20 protein-coding genes and 1 pseudogene are annotated in these 22,797 nt (G+C 48.5%); 12 read left to right on the top strand and 9 right to left on the bottom strand.

Going from position 1 to position 22,797, the window contains the following annotated elements; all coding sequences use genetic code 11:
- Positions 1-181: 181 nt before the first annotated feature.
- Together EL143_RS07460 and EL143_RS07455 are read left to right on the top strand one after the other, a co-directional pair.
- Positions 182-1,978 (top strand): calcium-binding protein, encoded by a 1,797-nt coding sequence (locus EL143_RS07460; protein WP_085415555.1) that lies wholly within the window; start codon positions 182-184, stop codon positions 1,976-1,978.
- 110 nt (positions 1,979-2,088) lie between these two features.
- On the top strand, positions 2,089-2,952 hold the full coding sequence (locus EL143_RS07455; protein WP_085415556.1) for a phosphoribosylaminoimidazolesuccinocarboxamide synthase: 864 nt from the start codon (positions 2,089-2,091) through the stop codon (positions 2,950-2,952).
- Positions 2,953-3,314: 362 nt separating this feature from the next.
- Here the strand turns inward: EL143_RS07455 and EL143_RS12375 are convergent, their stop codons facing one another.
- Together EL143_RS12375 and EL143_RS07450 are read right to left on the bottom strand one after the other, a co-directional pair.
- Positions 3,315-3,464 carry a hypothetical protein gene (locus EL143_RS12375; protein WP_158087808.1) on the bottom strand — a complete coding sequence of 50 codons (150 nt, stop codon included), beginning with the start codon at positions 3,462-3,464 and terminating at the stop codon, positions 3,315-3,317.
- A gap of 44 nt (positions 3,465-3,508) precedes the next feature.
- A complete protein-coding gene (locus EL143_RS07450; RefSeq protein WP_085415557.1) occupies positions 3,509-3,655 on the bottom strand; it encodes a class IIb bacteriocin, lactobin A/cerein 7B family in 147 nt (48 codons plus the stop codon).
- Between the two features lie 161 nt (positions 3,656-3,816).
- Between EL143_RS07450 and EL143_RS12725 the strand changes: the two are divergent.
- Positions 3,817-4,024: pseudogene (locus EL143_RS12725) on the top strand (IS1595 family transposase); the annotation flags it as partial.
- 73 nt (positions 4,025-4,097) lie between these two features.
- On the opposite strand, the gene EL143_RS07445 reads toward EL143_RS12725, so the two are convergent.
- A complete protein-coding gene (locus EL143_RS07445) occupies positions 4,098-5,273 on the bottom strand; it encodes a polyamine ABC transporter substrate-binding protein (RefSeq protein ID WP_085415558.1) in 1,176 nt (391 codons plus the stop codon).
- A 358-nt stretch (positions 5,274-5,631) separates the two neighbouring features.
- Here EL143_RS07445 and EL143_RS07440 point away from each other — a divergent pair, with 358 nt between their 5' ends.
- Positions 5,632-6,156: an RNA pyrophosphohydrolase gene (locus EL143_RS07440; protein WP_085415559.1), complete on the top strand. Its 525-nt coding sequence runs from the start codon at positions 5,632-5,634 to the stop codon at positions 6,154-6,156.
- Positions 6,157-6,407: 251 nt separating this feature from the next.
- On the opposite strand, the gene gyrA is transcribed toward EL143_RS07440, so the two are convergent.
- A complete protein-coding gene (gene gyrA, locus EL143_RS07435; RefSeq protein WP_085415560.1) occupies positions 6,408-9,188 on the bottom strand; it encodes a DNA gyrase subunit A in 2,781 nt (926 codons plus the stop codon).
- Positions 9,189-9,639: 451 nt separating this feature from the next.
- Between gyrA and earP the strand changes: the two genes are divergently transcribed.
- The 3 genes from earP to EL143_RS07420 all read left to right on the top strand — a co-directional run bounded on the left by earP (position 9,640) and on the right by EL143_RS07420 (position 12,329).
- Positions 9,640-10,836, top strand: coding sequence for an elongation factor P maturation arginine rhamnosyltransferase EarP (gene earP / locus EL143_RS07430; RefSeq protein ID WP_085415561.1), 1,197 nt, complete (start codon positions 9,640-9,642; stop codon positions 10,834-10,836).
- Between the two features lie 88 nt (positions 10,837-10,924).
- Complete coding sequence (gene efp, locus EL143_RS07425; RefSeq protein ID WP_009116903.1) at positions 10,925-11,485, top strand: elongation factor P; 561 nt, start codon at positions 10,925-10,927, stop codon at positions 11,483-11,485.
- Between the two features lie 151 nt (positions 11,486-11,636).
- Entirely contained in the window at positions 11,637-12,329 is a 693-nt protein-coding gene (locus tag EL143_RS07420) for a hypothetical protein (RefSeq protein WP_126326684.1), read from the top strand.
- Positions 12,330-12,548: 219 nt separating this feature from the next.
- Here EL143_RS07420 and EL143_RS07415 read toward each other — a convergent pair whose 3' ends face one another.
- The 3 genes from EL143_RS07415 to EL143_RS07405 all read right to left on the bottom strand — a co-directional run bounded on the left by EL143_RS07415 (position 12,549) and on the right by EL143_RS07405 (position 17,166).
- Complete coding sequence (locus tag EL143_RS07415; RefSeq protein ID WP_085415563.1) at positions 12,549-13,946, bottom strand: TolC family protein; 1,398 nt, start codon at positions 13,944-13,946, stop codon at positions 12,549-12,551.
- A gap of 73 nt (positions 13,947-14,019) precedes the next feature.
- The gene (locus tag EL143_RS07410; protein ID WP_085415564.1) at positions 14,020-15,960 is read right to left on the bottom strand and encodes a MacB family efflux pump subunit; all 1,941 of its coding nucleotides are present in this window, start codon (positions 15,958-15,960) and stop codon (positions 14,020-14,022) included.
- A gap of 18 nt (positions 15,961-15,978) precedes the next feature.
- Complete coding sequence (locus tag EL143_RS07405; protein WP_085415642.1) at positions 15,979-17,166, bottom strand: efflux RND transporter periplasmic adaptor subunit; 1,188 nt, start codon at positions 17,164-17,166, stop codon at positions 15,979-15,981.
- Positions 17,167-17,526: 360 nt separating this feature from the next.
- On the opposite strand from EL143_RS07405, the gene EL143_RS07400 reads away from it, so the two are divergent.
- Both EL143_RS07400 and EL143_RS07395 read left to right on the top strand, forming a co-directional pair.
- On the top strand, positions 17,527-17,958 hold the full coding sequence (locus EL143_RS07400; RefSeq protein WP_085415565.1) for a type IV pilin protein: 432 nt from the start codon (positions 17,527-17,529) through the stop codon (positions 17,956-17,958).
- A 78-nt stretch (positions 17,959-18,036) separates the two neighbouring features.
- Positions 18,037-18,507 (top strand): type IV pilin protein, encoded by a 471-nt coding sequence (locus EL143_RS07395; RefSeq protein WP_085415566.1) that lies wholly within the window; start codon positions 18,037-18,039, stop codon positions 18,505-18,507.
- A gap of 74 nt (positions 18,508-18,581) precedes the next feature.
- On the opposite strand, the gene clpX is transcribed toward EL143_RS07395, so the two are convergent.
- Positions 18,582-19,859, bottom strand: coding sequence for an ATP-dependent Clp protease ATP-binding subunit ClpX (clpX, locus tag EL143_RS07390; protein WP_085415567.1), 1,278 nt, complete (start codon positions 19,857-19,859; stop codon positions 18,582-18,584).
- 331 nt (positions 19,860-20,190) lie between these two features.
- Between clpX and EL143_RS07385 the strand changes: the two genes are divergently transcribed.
- The gene (locus EL143_RS07385) at positions 20,191-21,129 is read left to right on the top strand and encodes a serine hydrolase (RefSeq protein WP_232001376.1); all 939 of its coding nucleotides are present in this window, start codon (positions 20,191-20,193) and stop codon (positions 21,127-21,129) included.
- A gap of 76 nt (positions 21,130-21,205) precedes the next feature.
- On the opposite strand, the gene EL143_RS07380 is transcribed toward EL143_RS07385, so the two are convergent.
- Complete coding sequence (locus EL143_RS07380) at positions 21,206-21,766, bottom strand: adenine phosphoribosyltransferase (protein WP_085415643.1); 561 nt, start codon at positions 21,764-21,766, stop codon at positions 21,206-21,208.
- A gap of 124 nt (positions 21,767-21,890) precedes the next feature.
- Between EL143_RS07380 and gmk the strand changes: the two genes are divergently transcribed.
- The gene (gmk, locus tag EL143_RS07375; RefSeq protein WP_085415569.1) at positions 21,891-22,508 is read left to right on the top strand and encodes a guanylate kinase; all 618 of its coding nucleotides are present in this window, start codon (positions 21,891-21,893) and stop codon (positions 22,506-22,508) included.
- A gap of 71 nt (positions 22,509-22,579) precedes the next feature.
- Entirely contained in the window at positions 22,580-22,786 is a 207-nt protein-coding gene (rpoZ, locus tag EL143_RS07370; protein ID WP_085415570.1) for a DNA-directed RNA polymerase subunit omega, read from the top strand.
- Positions 22,787-22,797: the final 11 nt, after the last annotated feature.

Below are 22,797 nucleotides of genomic sequence, written 5' to 3'. Positions count from 1 at the left end.
AGCAAATATACAAAAATCATACACATTCCTAATATTCACATGGAAAAATACCAAGCATATTGAATATCAACCCACTATTTATTACAATCGAATTATTACAATCAAATATCCATCTGAATTAATTCAGACAAATTTAATTCGGCATAGTTCTGCCATTTCCCCCTAATCATGAGGTATACATATGGATAATAAGGTATTAGACGTCCTTCCAGAAGATCAGTTGGTTGTAGAAGATGCTGCCACCGGGCAAGAAAATCCTTTTACAAACAACAATCCGGCGCAAGACATGCCGAGCGACAGCCAACCCGATGCTGTGGATACGCAAATTCCTGTAAATGTGCCGGTTTCTGACAATCCTCAGACGCCTGCCGATGACACCCAACCTACTGCGCCCAATCATCCCGACGACACATCCGCAACACCCGATGCACCTGTCTACCCCGTTGCAGACGATAACAGCGATGCCGAAAAACCGGTAGCCGACGCACCGGCAGTAGATGCACCGGCAGTAACAGACGTGCCTGCAAACGATGATGTGCAAAACCCGACAGCGTCCGCACCGGTTGACCCGCAAACATCAAGCGACGTTCCCGCCGGCGATAATAACGGCACACAAAATCCTGCCGACCAAGAGCCGGCAAACGTGCCAAACACGGCTACACCGGACAATGCAACAAACGACCCTGCCCAAGATGATGTTAACACCATCAATATTTCCGCACCGGTCGACGACCAAAACACCCCGGATCAAAACACTCCTTCATCAGCGGAAGACGGCGTGGAAAACAAACCCGCTGCCGATAACAGCTGCGGCGACCACCCTTGCGATAAAAAATGGGTGGATAACAACGGCACCGGCGAGAAAGTAATCATTACCGGCACCGATCAAGACGATGTTATCCACGGCACGGCGCTCGCCGAAGACATTTCAGGCCGCGCGGGCGACGACAAACTTTATTCCGGCCCCGGCGACGACGTATTGGACGGCGAAGCAGGCAACGATGCCATGTATGGCTGTCACGGCGATGACGTTTATTATGTCGATTCAGAGGGTGATAAAGTTATCGAGTTTGTCAATCAAGGCAACGACCATGTGTTCAGCAGCATCAGCTACACCCTGCCTGAAAACGTAGAAAACGTGCATCTGATGACCGATGACGACTTAAACGCCGTCGGCAACGAGTTGGACAATGTGCTGCACGGCAACGACGGTAAAAACGACCTCAGCGGCGGCGCCGGTAACGACAATCTGTACGGCCACGCGGGCGATGACATTCTGGACGGCGAATCCGGCGCCGACTTCATGGTAGGCGGCGAAGGCAACGACATTTATTATGTCGACCAAGCCGGTGATACCGTGGTTGAGTGTGCAGATGAAGGCATGGATACCGTATTAACCTCCATCAGCTATACCGCCGGCGATCATGTGGAAAACCTTACCCTGCTGGGCGATGATGATCTGAATCTGACCGGCAATGAGTTGAACAACCTGTTGCACGGCAACGACGGCAACAACATCTTGCTGGGCGGCGACGGCTGCGACCAGATTTTCGCCCACGACGGCAACGACATTCTGGATGGCGGCACAGGCAATGATTTGCTCAACGGCGGCAGCGGTTTCGACACCTACCTGTTCGGACGCGGCTACGGCAACGATACCATCGTTGACTATGACCAAAGCGAAATCAGCAACGACCGCATCTCTTTCGGCAGAGGCATCTCGGCAGACGATTTGGAACTCTCACGTTCCGGCGGCGATTTGGTGATCGGTTTAAAAGATTCTGACGATTCGCTGACCATCAGCCAATGGTTTGACAATGCCGATTACCAAATTGAAGAATTCCTGTTCAACAACGGCGATGCGTGGAGCTACGAGCAAATTCAGGAAGCCACCCAGGCTCTTTACACCACTGTATCCGCCAACAGCCAGCTTGACGATATCCAACAGCAGGCACAAGCGGCAGGTTCAGGTTTATAATCCTCCCCATCCCGCCACACCCGCAGCAAAACTGCGGGTGTTTTTCGTTTTACAGGTTTAGAATCCTGCTAAAATATCGTTTTCAACAATCAACATAGGAAAACAGCACCATGAGCGATATCAGCTTAAAAAAGATTTACTCAGGAAAAGTCCGCGATCTTTACGAGATCGACGATAAACGCATGCTCATGGTCGCTTCCGACCGCCTATCCGCTTTTGACGTGATTCTCGACGACCCTATTCCGGGCAAAGGCGAAATCCTCACCCAAATCTCCAATTTCTGGTTTGACAAACTTGCCCACATTATGCCCAACCACTTTACCGGCGACACGGTTTACGATGTTCTGCCCGAAACCGAAGCGCGCAAGCTGGAAAAGCGGGCCGTGGTTGCCAAAAAACTTACTCCCGTTAAAGTGGAAGCCATCGTGCGCGGCTATTTGGCAGGCAGCGGCTGGAAAGATTATCAAAAAACCGGCTCGGTATGCGGCATCAAGCTGCCCGAAGGCATGCAGGAAGCGCAGCAGCTGCCGGAAGTGATTTTCACGCCCTCAACCAAAGCGGCGGTGGGCGACCACGATGAGAACATCAGCTTTGAAGAATGTGAAAAAATCATCGGAAAAGAACTGGCGCAAGAAGTGCGCAACAAAGCCATCCGCCTATACACCGAAGCAGCCGAGTATGCCAAAACCCGCGGCATCATCATTTGCGACACCAAATTCGAATTCGGCCTCGATGAAAACGGCACGCTGACGCTGATGGACGAAGTGCTCACACCCGACTCCAGCCGTTTCTGGCCGGCAGACCAATACCAAGTGGGCACCAACCCGCCCTCTTTCGACAAACAGTTTGTACGCGATTGGTTGGAACAAAGCGGCTGGAACAAACAGGCACCGGCGCCCAAAGTACCCGCAGACGTGATTCGGAAAACCGTGGAAAAATATCAGGAAGCCCTGAATCTATTAACGGCTGATTAAGCGTATCGTGGTGCGCTTCTAAGCCGGTATAACGTATGCCTGTCTGAAAAAGCACTTTTCAGGCAGGCATTGCTTTCCCTGAACTTATATATAAGAAGGGACTTAGTAAGCAAAATTCATTCCTAAACATTCTCAGCAACACTTTGTACAAATCACTAGGTAAACACTGAATTGCTATCAATTTAGCGATAATCGGAAGCAGTCAGACCCAAGCAGGATGTGGCGGAATTTGGGTCTGGTAATTTCTTTTTTAATTCCATTTCAGAAGTTTATCATTTGGTGATTTTGCTTCCTAAGCCACTAAATAAAAAGATGCGTGTTTGCACGCATCTTTATTTAGACTTTCATTCAACTGAAAGCATTTAGCTATTCATCCAATAACCTAGGGTATAACCTAAACCATAAACTGGTCCAGCAATCCAGACTTTCCAGTTATATTCTCCACCACCGGCCACTTGCGCCAAATGATGCAAATCTAATTCGTGCATAGTTGCAGTCATTTTAGTATTCATAAAATTTTCCTCCAATTTCTATACAATTCAGTTTAAAGAACCGGTCAGCTTCTTGCATCTTCACGACCATGTCCTAATCCCTGCAGAAAGGCGGCTCCCGCAAAAGCTAATGAAGCTCCTATTACCACGGCTGCCAAAGGACCTACCCCACCAGAAACCTGTTCCAATTCATTCATTTTCAACTCTTGCATAATAAACTCCTTAATTTAGATATTAAATTAATAGATATGACATTTGTGAGCTTCCTGAAAATAGTTTGTGCCTAAATCAAGCAGCTCACAATATGAGAGTGGCATATTTATATTGTGTTCCGCATATTTATGTTTTTTTTTGTAAATTTATTCATGGAGCTTACGCCTTGGATCTAACCGCTTCCGACAACACCAAACCGACAGCAATTCAGTGTCAGAAGCAGCAATGGTCTCTACCTGAAACTGCGGTGGCGCTTAGCTAGAGAATGTAAGCGGCAGACACCTTTCTGCGGTATCGTAGCATCGGACGAACCTTATTTTGGTGAAAAGCGTATTCGTGGAAAACATGTGCGTGGCGCGGATGGTAAAAAACCATCTAAAATGCCTGTCTGAAAAAAGCCCCGCATTCTTGACGCGGGGCTTTTTCAGACAGGCATACGATTTATTTATTCGCTTTAAGCTGCTGCCACAAACGGGTTTGCAGCTTCACGCCTTGTGCGGATTTCGGCAACACCACAAAGCTTTTCGCTTTAACCTGATCGTTCGGGAAAATCGAATTGTCTTCGGCAAATTGCTTATCCATCAACGCGCGCGCAGGTTTGCTGGCAGGAGCGTAAGTTACGAAATTGCCGTTTTTCGCCGCCACTTTCGGATCAAGCGTGTAATTGATGTATTTGTGGGCATTCGCTACATTTTCCGCACCTTTCGGAATCATAAACGAATCAATCCAAATCCCCACACCCGTTTTAGGCGCCAACACTTCCAGATTCACACCGTTGCCCGCCTCTTTGGCGCGGTTTTTGGCAATGTTCAAATCGCCGCCGTAGCCGATGGCCACACACAAATCGCCGCCCGCCATATCGTTGATGTAACCGGAAGAGCTGAAGCGTTTGATGTCGCCGCGCACTTTCTTCATCATCTCGGTAGCCGCTTTCAAATCCTCTTCTTTTTCACTATTCGGGTCTTTACCCAAATAATTCAAAGCCAGCGGATATTGCTCGGTCGGGCTGTCGAGAAAGTTGATGCCGCAAGATTTCAGCTTGGCGGTATATTCGGGATTAAACACCAAATCCCATTCGTTTTCAGGCAGTTTGTCTGTTCCCAACGCTTTGGCAACTTTATCTTTATTGATTGCCAGCGTATTGATGCCCCAAAAATAAGGCACAGCGTATTTATTGCCCGGATCGACTTTCGCCATCATGGTCAACAATTCTGGATCGATATTGTTGTAGTTGGAAATCAAGCTCTTATCTACCGGCTGATAAGCACCGGCTTTAATCTGACGGCCCACATTGGCAATCGAAGGCGCCACCAAATCGTAGCCTGATTTGCCGGTAAGCACTTTCGCTTCCAGTGTTTCATTACTGTCGTACACATCGTAGCGCACTTTCACACCGTTGGCCTTTTCAAACTCAGCCACAGTTTCCGGATCAACATAATCCGACCAGTTGTAAATATTCAGCTTGCCCGTAGCGGAAGGTGCCGCCGCTTGTTGTTCGGTACTTGCTGCCCGGTTTTCTGAGCCGCTTGCTTTTTGGCCGTCTTGCGTGTTGCCGGAGCCACCGCACGCCGCCAAAAACAAGCCTGCAAAAGCAGAAACCAACAGAGTTTTTTTCATTAGTTTGTCCTTCATCGAAATAAACAAAAAAACATTCCCAAAAGTGCATCGCCTTATATCGCTTCCGCGTTTAAGGGCGCATACAACAAGAGTGGCCGGCCGCTAGTTTGATCAATACGCAAACATGAATTCGACTACACGGCGGTTGCAGGCAATTAAACGGCAAAACCTTTGTCAATGCAAGCAAAAACAGCACAAATATCAACATTTTTTAACGCTTGTCGCATAAAAAGCAGGAAAATATTCTATTCAATTGTCATTCACAATTCCCAAGCCATCCGATTCCGCCCAAGCCTTTTCAGACAGGCATATATATGGGAAAATCGCAGGGTTATTTTATTTAGATAAGGGCGACACTATGTTGGACAGAGAAGGATATCGCCCCAATGTCGGCATCATCTTGATCAACGACCGCAACGAAGTATTCTGGGGAAAACGGGTTCGCGAACATTCCTGGCAATTCCCCCAAGGCGGCATCAAGCCCGGCGAAAGTCCGGAAACCGCCATGTACCGCGAGCTCTTGGAAGAGGTAGGGCTTTTGCCGCACCACGTCAAAATTTTAGGCCGCACGCGGGACTGGCTGCGCTACGATGTGCCTACCCATTGGGTGCGCCGCGAATGGCGCGGCTCCTACCGCGGGCAAAAACAAATCTGGTATTTGTTGAAACTGATCGGCCGCGAAAGCGATGTGCACTTGCGTGCAACCAGCCATCCCGAATTCGACGGCTGGCGGTGGCACGAATACTGGGCGCCGATAGAAGAAGTGATTGATTTCAAAAGAGATGTTTATCAGGGCGCATTAAGCGAACTTTCCCGCTTCCTGAGAAACTTGGAAAGCTTGGAAGATTTCAACATCCGCCAGCGCCTGCTTCAGGAAAAATAATTCTGAACACGGCAAATAAAACAATGCCTGTCTGAAAATGGTTTTCAGACAGGCATTCTTCAATTATTCAAAGCACTTGCTGCCATTCTCGGCTTGCAGTGTCGGCAGATACTCAATTCAAGCCAAGTAGGACAGGTTGCGATTTTTTAAGCTGGTTTTATACGAAAGTTATATGAAATTAAGCGGTTAGGCCATAAGTTACCCGCCAAAAACCTGACCCTACCCCTCACAACCCCTTTCAGGCAGGCATACTACTCTGCCTCATCACCGGCTGCTTGAGATGCTTCGTTTTCCATATCTCCAACCGTTTCGCCTTCCAAACCGCTTTCTTCTTCAGGTTCTTCCGCCACACGCTCCAAGCTGACCAATGTTTCGCCTTCATCCAAATTAATCAGTTTCACACCCGCTGCGGCACGGCCGGTTTCGCGGATTTGGTCGACTTTGGTTCTGATTAAGACGCCGCCGCTGGTAATCAGCATCAAATCATCGGTTTCATTCACCAATGTTGCGGCCACCAGCTCGCCGTTGCGCTCACCGGTGTTAATGGCGATATTGCCCTGACCGCCTTTGTTTTTACGGCTGTAATCGCCAATCGGCGTACGTTTGCCATAGCCGTTTTCGGTGGCGGTTAACACTTGCAGCGTTTCATCCTGTTCGGATTCTGGCGCAAAGGTAATCAGGCTCACAATGCGTCCGCCGGCAGGCAGGCGCATACCACGCAAACCGCCGCTGCCGCGACCGCTTGGGCGGACGCCGTGTTTGCCGCTCAAAGCCGTATTGTCGCCGTTTTCTTCGTCCGCACCGTCTGCAACATCGGTTTCGCTGTCGCTTTCAATGTCGTCCTCGCTCTCGTCGCTGCCTATGCGTTCATAGTATTCATTGAAACGGATGGCTTTGCCGAGATTGGAAAACAACATAATATCGTCGCTGCCCGAGGTTTTGGCGGCGCCCACCAAATAATCGTCTTCTTTGAGCGCGATGGCTTTAATGCCTTGCGCACGCACGTTTTTGAAAGCGGATAGCTGCACTTTTTTCACCATGCCTTGTGCGGTGGCAAAAAACACATATTCGTCTTCCGGAAATTCCTGCACCGCCAAAATGGCGCTGACTTTTTCGCCTTCGTCCAATTGGATCACATTGTTAATCGGACGGCCTCGGCTGTTGCGGCCGCCTTCGGGCAGTTTGTACACTTTGATCCAATGGCATTTGCCGAAATTGGTAAAGCACATCAGGTAATCATGCGTGTTGGCAACAAACAGGGTTTCGATAAAGTCTTCATCTTTAGTGGCTGCCGCCTGTTTGCCGCGCCCGCCGCGACGTTGCGCTTGATAATCGGTAGTCGGCTGGGTTTTGATATAACCGCCGTGCGTCAGCGTTACCACCATTTCGCGCGGCGGAATCAGGTCTTCATCGGCAATATCGCCGCCGAACGGATTGATTTCGCTGCGGCGTTCGTCGCCGAAATGGGTTTTGATTTCTTCCAATTCTTCGTGAATAATTTGGGTAATCCGCTCGGGTTTGGCCAAAATATCCAAGAAGTCGATAATCTGCGCCATGATGTTTTTGTAGTCGTTGACAATCGTATCTTGGTCGAGACCGGTCAGGTTACGCAGGCTCATGCGCAAAATGGCATCGGCTTGGATTTCGCTCAGGAAATAACCGCCGCTTTGCAAACCCAATCCGGCAGGCAAACCTTCCGGGCGGGCCATCTGCATATCCAAATCGGTGCGGGACAACATTTCTCCAACCAAGCCCGACTGCCACGGACGCGCGAGCAGCTTTTCTTTGGCTTCGGGCGCATCGGCAGATTCTTTAATCAGCTGAATCATTTCGTCGATATTCGATAAAGCGACGGCTTTACCTTCTGCGATATGGCCTTCGTGACGCGCTTTTTTCAGGCGGAACAAGGTACGGCGGGTAACCACTTCGCGGCGGTGGCGCAGAAACTCGCTCAAAATCTGTTTCAGGTTCAGCAGGCGCGGTTGGCCGTCGACCAATGCCACCATATTGATACCGAAGCTGTCTTGCAGCTGGGTGAGCTTGTAAAGCTGGTTCAACACCACTTCGGCATTTTCGTTGCGCTTGAGTTCGATAACCACGCGCATACCCGATTTGTCGGATTCGTCGCGCAGATCGGAAATGCCTTCCAGCACTTTGTCGCGCACCAGCTCGCCGATTTTTTCCACCAGTTTGGCTTTATTTACCTGATAGGGAATTTCGTCAATGATGATGGCTTCGCGCTCGCCGTTTTTGCCGATGGGTTCGATATGCGTTTTACCGCGCATCACCACGCGGCCACGGCCGGTTTTATAGCCTTCGCGCACACCGCCCAAACCGTAAATGGTCGCACCGGTAGGGAAATCGGGGGCTTTGATGATATTGATTAACTCGTCGATACCGGTTTCGGGGTGAGCCAGCAATTGCAGGCAGGCATCAATGGTGTCGGGCAGATTGTGTGGCGGAATATTGGTGGCCATACCGACGGCAATGCCCGAAGAACCGTTAACCAGCAAAGCGGGAAAACGGGTGGGCAAAACCAAAGGTTCGCTCTCGCTGCCGTCGTAGTTGGGGCCGAAATTAACGGTTTCTTCTTCGATATCCGCCATCATTTCATGGGCGATTTTCGCCATGCGGATTTCGGTATAACGCATGGCCGCCGCACCGTCGCCGTCTACCGAACCGAAGTTGCCCTGACCGTCGACCAACACATAGCGCATCGAGAAATCTTGAGCCATACGCACAATAGTGTCGTACACCGCGCTGTCGCCGTGCGGATGGTATTTACCGATCACGTCGCCGACGATACGGGCAGACTTCTTATAAGCGCTGTTCCAACTGTTTTTCAACTCGTGCATGGCATACAGCACGCGGCGGTGAACAGGCTTCAGGCCGTCACGCACATCGGGCAGCGCACGCCCCACAATCACGCTCATCGCGTAATCGAGGTAGCTGCGGCGCATTTCGTCTTCTAGGCTGATGGGGATGGTTTCTTTGGCAAAATGATGGTCGTTGCGTGTGGTTGCGTCGGTCATGGTAAGTCTGACTTTTATATAGAGAAAAATTAGCAGGATTTTAGCACAAACCGAGAATAAAATCTTCTTGGCAGCCCTGCTTTCAGACAGGCATTTCGGCCTGCGGACTTTTATTCGGAAACGGTAAAAACCGATGTATCGCGGGTTTCAAATCTTACCCACAAAAGCTGTGGATAATTTTGTGGACTACTTGTGGGATTCTTACATTTTCCCCGATAAATCAGGAGTTGCACCAAGCCTGATTAAAAAATAATCAATTCAATAAAATCTATATTTTTCAAAAACTTAAGATGATTATTAGCTTGTCAAGGGCAAAAATTAAATTTTTTCTTAGTGTTTCGTAAAACTGTTTTGTCAATGTGGATAAGCAAAAAAAATTTTAAATTTAACGCTTGACAAACACCCAAAGCAGCGTAAAACCTTATCCCACAAAGGCTAACCTATTACCACCATGCAAATCGAAAAAAATTCCCCCGTGTGCTGGCTGTTTTGCACAGTAATCGACAACTTCGGCGACATCGGCGTGAGCTGGCGTTTGGCGCAGATTTTAAGCCGTGAATACGGCATCGCCGTACACCTCTGGCTGGACGATGCCGACGCGCTGCGCACCCTTTGTCCCGATCTGCCCGCCGGCCTGCCCTGCCGCTACCAAAACATTTACCTTTACCCGTGGCAGCCGGGAAAAAGCGCAGAATATTTAAATGAAGCGCCTGCGCCTGATCTGGTTATCGAAACATTCGCCTGCGATTTGCCGGAAAACGTATTAAATGCCATCCGCACACACCAAGCACTTTGGCTCAATTGGGAATACCTGAGCGCCGAAGAATGGGCCGAAGCCATGCACGGCAAGCCCTCTCCGCAAGCCGACGGCCAACAAAAATACTTTTGGCTGATGGGGTTTACCGAACAAAGCGGCGGATTGCTGCGGGAAAAAAACTATGCTGAACTCGTTCAATACCCGATAGAAGATTTCAGGCTGTCCTTATGCCTGTCTGAAAAAACCGCGCCCGAATGGCTGCTGTTCGGCTATGAAAGCCCTGTTTGGCTGCAATGGCTGGAAACCTGGCGGCAAAGCAGCCAACCGATAACACTGCTGCTGGCCGGCAATCAGGTGATTCAAAGCCTCAAACGCTCCGGCGCCCTGCCCGCAGACGCGCTGCAACACAGCGGCGACACTTTTCAGACAGGCATGGTCAAACTGGTGCGCATACCCTTTATACCGCAAAGCGATTTCGACAAACTGCTGCACTTATGCGACGGCGCAATCGTGCGCGGCGAAGACAGCTTTATCCGTGCCCAATTTGCCGCCAAGCCTTTTTTCTGGTTTATCTATCCGCAAGAAGAAAACGTCCGCATCGGCAAACTGCACGCCTTTTGGCAGAAAGCAACCGCCGGCTGGCCGGAGCATTTAAAACAAGCCCACCAAAACCTTTCAAACGAACTCAACGGCGCAACCACCCTCAACGCAGCAACACGTCTGGCCGCATGGCAAACCCTGATGCAACATTTTCCTCTTTGGCAGGCACAATCGGAAAACTGGCGAGGCTATCTGTTTGCACAAAGCAGCGCCGCAGAAAAATTGGCAGCGTTTATCAAAAGCAGTTCCAACGTAGATATTTTTCCACCGCAACACAGCATAAGGGATTAAAACAACAGGCAATAAATTGCCAAACCCTAAAAAAATAAGCTAAAATGCCGCGTTATTTTGTTTCAACATTTTAAGTGAGAATCATCTGATGAAAACCGCTCAAGAACTGCGCGCCGGCAACGTATTTATGGTAGGTAACGACCCGATGGTTGTGCAAAAAACCGAATACATCAAAGGCGGCCGCTCCTCTGCCAAAGTGAGCATGAAGCTGAAAAACCTGCTCACCGGCGCCGCAACCGAAACCATCTACAAAGCCGACGACAAATTCGACGTAGTGGTTTTGGCACGCAAAAACTGCACATACAGCTACTTTGCCGACCCCATGTACGTATTCATGGACGAAGAATTCAACCAATACGAAGTTGAAGCCGAAAACATCGGCGACAACCTCAAATTCATCGTTGACGGCATGGAAGACGTATGCGAAGTAACCTTCTACGAAGGCAGCCCGATTTCCGTGGAATTGCCCACCATCATCGTACGCGAAGTAGAATACACCGAGCCTGCCGTTAAAGGCGACACTTCGGGCAAAGTGATGAAAACCGCACGTTTGGTCGGCGGCACCGAAATCCAAGTGATGTCTTACGTTGAAAACGGCGACAAAGTGGAAATCGACACCCGCACCGGCGAATTCCGCAAACGCGCTTAACCCGACATTAACAAATGCCTGTCTGAAAACTTTCAGACAGGCATTTTATCGCTATCACTCTTTATGCGGTTAAACCGCTTGTTAAATAACATATCATTACCTCATATTTAATCAGCGATTTGATTTATATACACATTTTTTAAATTGACTCATTATGGACAAACTAAACTTAGGCAATTCCCTTTTCCCCGGCTTCAATGACCAAAACGGTTTGATGATTTGCGGGTATGAATGGGGTTGGAGTAAAGCAGATGAAGCTGCTTATGAAAAAGGGGAATGCACACTACCCGAAGAAGAAATACTACATACTTTTTCTAATAAAGCTTTGTATTATGGTGAACAAGCCAATACTTGGCGATACGACAATGCAATCAAAGCATGGTTTGAATTATGGGGGCATCCTTTAGATTCAAATGGTTTGGGAGGTGCGTTTGAACGGTCTGTCGTTCAAACCAATTGGGCAAACTCGCAAGACAATAGCATTAGCGATTATGATAAATTTCTTTCAGACAGCCAGGTTGACAACTTTCTGTTTCATCTCAAATCCTTGCGCCCGAAAGTGAGCTTATTCATGGGCAGCCGCCTGCTGGATTACTTGAACAATCCGAAAGTTTTAGTTAAATTCAAAGAGCTGATGGGCGAAGAAGTCGAACGTGCGCGGTTCGAGCAAAAACCTTTTGCAGGAACCCGATTTAAAGTAGGTTTCCAACGGTTCGAACATTGCCAAATTGTCTGCCTGCCGCACCCCAGTGCCAGCCGCGGTTTATCACATGCTTACATCGAAATGTTCCGTCCTGAAATGGACAAAATTTTGACTGATTACAAAAAAGCACGTGGATTTTAAACAACCTGCTTTCGCTATGAACAATCCCGTCTGAAAATTTTCAGACGGATTTTCACACAAACAGCGGCTGTTTTTTATCCATTCTTTTGATGAAACAACACCTACGATAATTGAAATTATCCAAATTATAGTCAATCAAATTAATTTTAATAACAACAACCGTCATACTCGGGCTTGACCCGAGTATGACGGATAAGCTGAGTTTTAAGTTTATTTGCTTTACTGCTTCTGATTAACTTCACGATAACGCCCTGCCATCGCTTTAAAAATTAAATTTTCATAGCGCAACACTTCATAGCGCTGGTTCAAAGCATCCTGTGCCGAGCCGTATTCCGTGTTAAGTGCTTCCAGCCAATCTTTCAGGCTGTTTTTGCCGTGTTGGTAGCGTAGCTGGTAATAGCGGCTGTTTTTTTTGTCCAGCTCGTATTTTTGCTGCACATTGACTAAAGTTTGGCGGGCTTTACCGTAGGCCAGATAATAAGTGTTCACTTCGTTCAGCGCGGTAGTCAGCGCGGTTTCAAAATCCACGGCGGCGCTGTCAAAATCAGCCTGTGCGGCCTTATCTTCCCATTTAAGTGTTTTCCAGTTTAAAAACGGCAGGTTTACGCTCACGTTGCCACCTAAAAACGGCACGTTAAACATGGTTTTGGCTTTGTCGGAAGCCGTACTCAAGGTTGCGCCCAAAGTAACGCTGGGATACCAGCTGCGTTTTTGCGCTTCCACTTGGCTTACGGCGGCTTGCAGGCGGGCTTCTGCTGCGCGCAAATCGGGGCGGTTGGCCAATGTGGCAACCGGCACATTCAAATCCACATCAATCGGATTGCTCAGTTTATAGTCTGCCTCTGCGATGCCTATCGGTTCGTTCGGTTTTAAATTCAATAAATTGCGCAAAGTTTGCTGCTGCGTATCGCGTGTGCGTTTGAGGTTGATCAGGTTATTTTGGGTTGCCAAGAGGGTTTGTTCGCTTTGGCGCGGATCTGCCGAGGAAACTTTCCCTTCCCTGTACCGCGCAGCGGCAATGCGGTTGATTTCCTGATAACGCTTCAGGGTTTGCTCGCTCAGGCTGATGGCTTCATTCAGATAGGCAATATTGAAATAGGTATCGGCCACATTGTTGATCAAGGCCAGCTTGGCCGATTCCAAGTCATAGCGCGTTGCTTGATATTCGCTCGCTCTGGCATCGGTTTGTGCCTGCAGCTTGCGCCATAAGTCGATTTCATAACTCAAACCGACTTGGCTGCCAAAGGTTTGGCTGCCGTCTCCGGTTTTCAGGTTTTCGCGTGTGCTTGCACTTAAAGAGCCGTCTAAAGTCGGCAGGCGGCCCGCACCTGAAATCTTGGCCTGATAAAGCGCTTTGTTCACATTGATGGCGGCTTTTTTCAAGTCTGCATTATTGGCCAGAGCCTGCTGAATCAGCGCATTTAGGCCGGCATTGTTGTAGGCCGCCCACCATTGGGTGTCGATCCGGTAGCGCTTGGCGGCTTCTTCGGCGGAGATGATGCTGCCGGAAGATTCGACCGTGAGGCCGGAATCGGTTTTCGGGCCGGCGGCGCAGGCGCTGATAACCAATACTGCGGCAAGGCGGATGCCTGTCTGAAAAAAAGGGGCTTGCTTCATTCATTTATATCCATAAACTTTCAGACAGGCATGGTTACTTGCACGGCAATCGCTATGCCTGTCTGAAACTGCATCAATCATGTGCCAATGCATCAATCGGGTTAAGCTTGGATGCCCTGTTGGCGGGAATATAGCCGAACACCATTCCGATAAAGGTAGAACAGGCTACGGCGCCGATAACCGACATGGTGGAAAACGTCATGGCAAAGTCGGTAACGAAATGGTTAAACACTATGCCGATAAACGCCGAAAACGCAATACCGGTCATCCCGCCGATCAGGCAGATTAATACGGCTTCAATCAAAAACTGCTGCAAAATATTGTTCTGCCGCGCCCCAATCGCCATACGCACGCCGATTTCTTTGGTACGCTCGGTTACTGACACCAGCATGATGTTCATCACGCCGATACCGCCCACAATCAGCGAAATCAGGGCAATGCTGGAAATCAGCAGGGTCATCGTGCCGGTGGCGCTTTCTACGGTTTGCTTGATGCTGTCGCTGTTGCGCATGAAAAAGTCTTCCGTACCGTGGCGCGAAATCAAAAGCTCGGTTAAGCCGTTTTCAGCGGCCTGCGAGCTGGCATTGTCGCCCACTTTCACGATGAGCGAGCTGATATGCCGCTCGCCTGTAATCTGGTTCATCACCGTGGTATAGGGCGACCAAAGCTGAAGGCTGTCTGAATCGCCTCCGAATGCGTTTTTTTCTTCCTCCACCGTGCCGATGATGGCAAGCGGCCGTTTTTTAAACAAAATCACTTTGCCCAGCGGATTTTCGTTGTCAGGAAATAATTTTTTTAAAGTATTCTGGTCGATAACCACAACCTGAGCATTGTCTTTTACATCTTGCTCGTCAAACAAACGCCCTTGATCCAGCTTATAGCCGCGCACATCAAAATATTGGTTGCCCACTCCGTAAAGCTGGCTGCTCAAATCATGGTTGCGGTAGGTAAGCGTGCCGCCGGAAGCAGTCATCGGGGTTACATTCGACACATAGCTCTGCCTGCCGATAACTTCGGCATCATCCACCGTGAGGGTTTTAATCTTGCCGCTGAAGCGGTCACCAAATCCTTTACCCGGATAAATGCTGATGGTATTGGTGCCGATTGCCGCAATATCTCCCAAAATTTTCGTTTGTGTACCCCTGCCCAAAGCCACCACAGACACTACCGAGGCAATGCCGATGATAATACCGAGCATGGTCAACAACGAACGCATTTTGTGCGACATAATCGCCTGCACCGACATCCTGAACGATTCAAGCAGTTGGTCTTTGCGAAACAGCCATGAGCGGCTTTCAGGCAGGGTTTCTATCGGGCTGGGCGCGATTTCGCTGCTTTTGCTCACATCGGAGATAATGTAGCCGTCTTTAATTTCAATCACACGATTGGCCAGTGCGGCGATATTCGGGTCGTGCGTAACCATAATAATGGTATGGCCTTCGCCGTGCAGCTGACGGATGATCTCCATCACATTTTCGCCGCTTTTGGAGTCCAGCGCGCCGGTCGGCTCATCGGCCAGCAAAATCTCGCCGCCGTTCATCAAAGCCCGCGCGATGCTCACCCGCTGCTGCTGGCCGCCGGAAAGTTCGCTGGGTTTGTTGTCTTCTTTTCCGTCCAAACCCAACCGGCTTAGCAGTGCATCCGCCCGCTTGTTGCGCTCTTTGTGCGGCATGCCCGCGTAAACCGCCGGCAACGCCACATTATCACGGGCGCTTAAGGCATTCAAAAGATTGTAGCGTTGGAAAATAAAACCGAAGCGCTTGCGGCGCAGCCCGGCCAACTCGTCGGCTTCCATTTTGGCGGTTTCAACACCGTCCACCATGTATGAACCTGAACTGGGCGTATCCAAGCAGCCCAAAATGTTCATTAAAGTGGATTTACCCGAACCGGATTGGCCGATAATCGCCACAAAATCGCCTTTTTCGATTTGCAGGTTGATGTCTTTCAACACATGCACGCGGTTGGCGTCCGAACCGAAATAGCGGTTGATGTTTTTACATTCAATCAAACTCATCTGGCTTCTCCGCCCGCCTTACATCGGCCCGCCGGGGCCGCGGCGGCGTTTATTGCCTTCATCATCCTGCTCACTGCCGTCGGCTTCGGACACCACCACTTTATCGCCCTCTTTCAAGCCTGAAGTTACTTCTACCGACGAGCTGTTTCTAAGGCCTGTCTGAATTTCTTTTTCGCGGGCATAACCTTCCGCATCCACAACTTGAACGTAAGACTTACCGTCGCGCCTTTTCACGGTTAGAGCCGGAACAGTCAAAACATTGTCGCGGCTGGTTACAAATACCGTATTCTGTGTGGTCATGCCGATGGAAAGCCTGCCTTCAGGATTGGGCACCAAAGCACGTGCGTAATAATAAATGGCGGAGCTGCTGTTGTCGGTATTGATGCCGGTATTGCCGGTACTGTTCGACATGGTGGTTAAGGCCGGGTCTATGCTTTCAAGCGTGGCTTCAATCGGCGAATCCGGCTCGGAAAGAATGGTAAACTTTATCTTCTGCCCGCTTTTCACTTTAGTGATGTCGCCTTCGGCAATCTGCATCTTGTTGAGCATAGTGCCTAAATCGGCAAGCTGGATAATGGTCGGCGAACTTTGCGCGGCATTAATGGTTTGCCCCTCTTCAACCGGCAGCGCAACAACCGTTCCATCCATCGGCGCGACAATACGCGTATAGCCCAAATCGGCTTCAGCAGTATTAATGGAAATTTGTGTTTGCTTGATAGTGGATTGAAGCTCGGTGATTTTGGCTTTAGACTCAGCCAGCGCGTCTCCCGCATTTTCAAGTTCTTCTTTTGATGTGGCATTTTCCGCCCAAAGCGCTTTTTCCCGTTTATATTTTTTCTCGGCGGAGCTTAAAGAAATTTTAGCCGACGCCAGCTGCGCTTTATGCGTTTCCAGCTTGGCTTTGAGGGTGTTGAGTTCGTTGCGCTGCGATGTTGAATCGATTTCAGCAATCAAGTCGCCTTTTCTGATTTGTTGCCCGAGTTTGACATAAAGCTTTTTAATTTGACCAGTCGCCTGCGCACCTACCTCAACCAAATGGGAAGAAGACAATTCGCCTGTAGCCGACACGGTTTGACTGAGCGCACCGCGCTTAACCGTTTCCGTAATATAAACGGGCTTGTGTTCCGGTTTGATATATTGCCAACCCGCGTAGGCAACTGCAGCCAACACCAACGCGCCTCCAACCCATTTGACGGCTTTCTTCATTATTAACACTCTAATGTATGTTTCAACCACAACAAAGTTTACTGCATGCCGCCACACTCGGCAAAGTTTAAATTTTTTCAATCCCATCAATATTTTGTTTTATAAAAACAATCCGAAACATGTTTTACACAGCATCAAAAAGTTTGCAACGCTTCTAACACAGTGAAACAAATATTTTCATATCTCCGGCTGATTTCGTTTCTATTGGAACAAGAATAAAGCTATAATTTGAGATATTTTTCAATACAAGAAAATACGGGAATCATGAAAAACTTTTTTCATGATTGAAGAAACTCAGTTTCCGGCCGGAGCAAGTTTCTACGAAACTAAAACTCAGTTTTACTGAAATATAAAAATACTATGAATATCCAAAACCATCAAAACGGCTTCACGCTCGCCGAGATGCTGATAGTCGTGTTAATCTTGGCCATTCTGGCCACAATCGCCTATCCATCTTATGAAAGATTCGTCCGCGACACCCGAGTTGAAAACGCGCGCGCCGATTTAATCTACAACGCCCAACAGCTTGAACGTTACTATATTCAAAACCGCACGTTTATCGGTTTCAATAATTTGAAAAACGACAACCGTTTCTTTTCCATCCGGTTTGCCGACGGCTCCCCTTCTGGCGACGGCTTTACCTTGCAGGCAAGCCCTATCGCGGATACCAATGCCAACGAGCAGCGTGTACTGCAACTGAATGACAGCAACATATTGGTTATCTGCAATTCCGCCAATGATATTTCAGCTGCAGGTGTTCCCTCTGATACCGGCTGCCAAATCCAGCAATAATTTTGACAAATCCGCGTTAATTTATCATACTAACCTGCATAATTATTATCTTATTTAGTTTCACATTAGGGTTAAATTATGCAGAACAATTACTCACTCAACAGCGGATTTACGCTTGCCGAGATGCTGATTGCCATCACCGTATTCAGCATACTCGCCTTAATTGCCTACCCTTCTTACAGCAATTATGTCCGCGATACCAGAATCGCCGAAGTACAGGGCGCTTTAATCGAAAACGCCCGCTTTATGGAAAGCTTTTATCTTCAGCGCCGCTCGTTTAAACAAAACTCTACCACTTGGCCTACACTACCCATCGCTGCCAACAGCCATTTCTGCATCAAACCCCAGGGCAATGCCCGCGGTGCAAATACCGACCGCTTCACTTTAAAAGCGGTGGCTTTCAATAAAGACGCAGAACCCCGCGTGATTAAAATCAACGAAGCCCAGCAAATTATCATTTGCGAATCCAGCACAAGCACATGCAGCGACAAAGGCGGTTTCTTTCCGGGCACCAACAGCACCGACAAACAATGCAAAATCGTTCACTAAACTTAAACATGCCTGTCTGAAAAACAGATGCCTGTCTGAATAATATTCAGACAGGCATTTGTTTGAGCAAAAGCTTAACCGGCTTTTCTCTCGTATTCTTTACCGTTTTCCAAAAACAGCTTAGGTTCTTCCCCTTTTTCAACCACGTCGGCCGTAATCAACACCCGTTTTACATCTTTCAAATCCGGCAGCAAATACATGGTATCCAGCAGGGATTTTTCCAAAATCGAGCGCAAGCCCCGCGCACCGGTTTTGCGCTCCAAAGCCAGCTTGGCGATACTGCGCAGCGCTGCTTCTTCTATTTCAAGCTCTGCGCCCTCCATTTCAAACAACGCCTGATACTGCTTCACCAATGCGTTTTTAGGCTCCGTCAAAATATTGATCAGCGCATCTTCATCCAACTCCGCCAATGCTGCAATCACCGGCAGACGGCCGATTAGCTCGGGAATCAAACCGAACTTAATCAAATCCTCCGGCTCAACTGTTTGGAAAAGCTCGGTAATTTTGGAATCATCGTCTTTACTGTGCACTGCCGCTCCGAAGCCGATCCCGCCTTTCTCCGTACGCTGGCGGATCACCTTCTCCAAGCCGGCAAATGCACCGCCGCAAATAAACAGGATATTGGTGGTATCTACCTGAATAAACTCCTGATTCGGATGTTTGCGCCCACCCTGCGGCGGCACACTGGCAACCGTGCCTTCAATCAATTTCAACAAAGCCTGCTGCACACCTTCGCCCGACACATCGCGCGTAATGGAAGGATTGTCGCTTTTGCGTGAAATTTTGTCGATTTCGTCAATATACACAATACCGCGCTGGGCTTTTTCCACGTCGAAATCACATTTTCCCAACAACTTGGTAATAATCTGTTCGACATCCTCGCCCACATAGCCCGCTTCGGTCAGCGTGGTAGCATCAGCCATTACAAAAGGCACATCCAGTTTTCTCGCCAAAGACTGAGCCAGCAGGGTTTTGCCCGAGCCTGTGGGGCCGATCAGCAAAATATTACTCTTAGAAAGCTCTACGTTGTTGTTTTCTTTAGGGTGGCGCAGGCGCTTGTAGTGATTATAGACCGCCACGGCTAATGCTTTTTTCGCTTGATCCTGACCTATCACATGGTCATTCAGATTGGCCACAATTTCGGCAGGCGTGGGCAGTTTGTTCGACAATCCGGAATCTTTATCTTGCCCTGCTTTCGCACCTTCCGGCACCTCGCTGCCGCCCAGCATCACACCACACGCCTCCACGCATTCATTGCAGATAAAAGCATGTTCGCCTTCAATTAAATTCTTTACCTCATGCTCTGCTTTACCGCAAAACGAGCAAGTTCGATTTTCATTTTCCGTGGTCATAATGATCCAGTCTGTGATGTGATAAATGGTTCAAGCACAAAGCGCCCGAAAAAACATAAAGTATAATAATTATCCGCCACTTTTTCAAACAACCCCGGCTTTTTCAGACAGGCATGCAACACAGCAACGCAAAGCCTTGTCAAATAAATGCCAAGTTACGCAAACTATACTTTACAAAAACAAGCAATCTGACCGACAATAAAAAAATACTGCCGTAAATCCGAAAACTTACGGAAAACATTGTAACTTATTATATCGTTTGCGGAATTACTTACATCCGCTGTCTACAAATCCCCATTTTAAACATCAGAAAGCGATTTTTCTTATGTTGATGAAACGTACTCTAAACACCCTCTCGGCCATGCTGCTCGGTATCGGTTTAACCGCGATTTCCCTGCCTGCCGCAGCAAACGACCTGGACGTGCTCGGTCAATTTCTCGAACAAAACTTTCCCACAGAAAGCGACCCGATCGGCAATTTCATTGCAGAAAATCCTGCGCAACAAATCGAAATGCAGGCAGCAATGGCAGGCCCTCTGCTCTCGTCCCAGTCGGCTCTGATTATGAACAACAAAACCGGGGAAATTCTCTATCAAAAAAACATGAACCGCGTTATGCCCATCGCATCCATCTCCAAGCTGATGTCGGCAATGGTGGTGTTGGACGGCGGTCAAAATCTGAACGAAGAAATTACCATCACATCTGACGAAATCGACCGCAGAAAAGGCACGGGCAGCCGCTTGTCAATCGGCACCACACTTACCCGCGGCCAACTGCTGCATTTGAGCCTGATGTCCAGTGAAAACCGCGCCACACATGCTTTAGGCCGCACCTACCCGGGAGGCATGGGCGCATTTGTGGCAGATATGAATAAAAAAGCGCAAGCCTTGGGCATGACCAACAGCCGCTTTTACGAACCCACCGGTTTGGATTACCGCAACGTATCTACCGCAAGCGATTTGAGCAAACTGGTTTCCGCAGCCAGCCGCTATTCAAAAATCCGCCAATTGAGCACATCCAACCACAGCTCAGTCTATACCGCCTCCGGCCAACAAAATTACAAAAACTCCAACGCCCTAGTACGCGACGGTTCTTGGAATATCGAATTGCAAAAAACGGGCTACATCCGCGAATCCGGCCGCTCTATGGTGGTAAAAGCCAATGTACAGAAGCAACCTGTAACCATCATTTTGTTGAACTCACCATCATCTGCAACCCGCGTAAACGATGCCCGCCGCATCGAATCTTGGATGAACCAGCGTCCGTCTTAAAACGCTTGTTAAAAACCAATGCCTGTCTGAAAAAATTTTCAGACAGGCATTGGTTTTAAAATTCATCCCAAACGATTTACATACATCCTTCATTTTGGCAAAGCGTAAACAACGACACACCGGCATCGCGGATTTTTTTACCGCCCGGCAAATCTGTAAACTCCAAGATCGCCGACGCCTCAACCACTTCCGCCCCTAATTTACGAATCAGCTGCACGCCTGCCAACATGGTGCCGCCGGTAGCTACCAAGTCATCTACCAACAAAACACGCGAACCCGGTTGCACGGCATCCGTGTGCATCTCAACAATAGCCTCGCCATATTCCAAAGAATAGCTTTGAGAAACCGTTTCAAAAGGAAGCTTGCCCTTTTTACGAATCGGCACAAAACCCACATTCAGCTGATACGCCAGCGCCGCGCCAATGATAAACCCCCGTGCGTCCAACCCGGCCACCATGTCGATTTTCTGATCCATATAACGGTAAACCAGAAGATCAACCAGCAGCCTGAAATACTGAGGGCTTTGCAGAACAGGTGTAATATCATGAAAAAGAATGCCTTTTTGCGGCCAATTCGGAATTTTTCTGATTTTATCCGCCAATTCGCGGACACCCATCGCATCGGTATGCGTCAACATCATAAATACAGTCCCAGTTCAACCAACGAAAATAAAACATTGTAGCAAATTTTATGTTTTACTGTCTGAATTCAAATGCCTGCGGTATAATCAATCCATTATAAAAACCACTCCACACTTCACTATGCAAACCCCGAAAAAAGGCAATATTTTTATCATTTCCGCCGCCTCCGGCACAGGCAAAACCACCCTGGTTTCGCGCCTGCTCAGCCGCAACAAAGATATCCGAGTTTCCGTTTCACACACCACCCGCCAACCCCGCGAAGGTGAAATCAACGGCACACATTATCATTTTGTCAATGTAGCGCAATTTGAGGATTTAATCGGCCAAGCAGCCTTTCTTGAATATGCAAATGTATTCGGAAACTATTACGGCACAAGCCACGAAAGTGTTGAACAGCTGCAAAACCAAGGTTATGACGTTATACTGGAAATAGATATACAAGGCGCCGAACAAATCCGCCAAGCCCTGCCTGATTCCATCAGTATTTTTATCCTTCCGCCTTCATTTCAAGACCTCAGCAACCGCCTGCGCGGAAGAAACACCGACAGCGAAGAAGAGATCAAAAAACGCCTGTCTGAAGCCCGCAATGAAATCGAACAATCATTGCTTTTCGACTATCTAGTTGTCAACGACGATTTGGATGCAGCAGAAAACAATCTGCTGCATATCATCAAATCCAATAGATTAAAGCAATCAAATCAAAAACAATTTATTGAAAACCTATTGGAAAATTCTTAAATTTTAGCGACAATATTCACTCATTGAATTTCCACATTTCTATTGATTAACCATTCCAAGAAAGAAACAAAATGGCTCGTATTACCGTAGAAGACTGCATCGGCAAAATTCCCAATCATTTCGACTTAACCCTTGCTGCCGCCCGCCGCGCCCGTCAGTTGGAAAACGGCACTTCTCCTTTGGTTGAAGACATCCGCAACAACAAAGCCACCGTTACCGCCCTACGCGAAATCGCCGCAGGCCAAATTACCGTCGACATTCTAAAGCGTAACAAATAACAGGCAACCGC

Source organism: Neisseria canis (genome assembly GCF_900636765.1).
Lineage (GTDB): Bacteria > Pseudomonadota > Gammaproteobacteria > Burkholderiales > Neisseriaceae > Neisseria > Neisseria canis.
The sequence above is the reverse complement of the archived record's forward strand: the minus strand, read 5'-3'. Positions and strand labels throughout refer to the sequence as shown.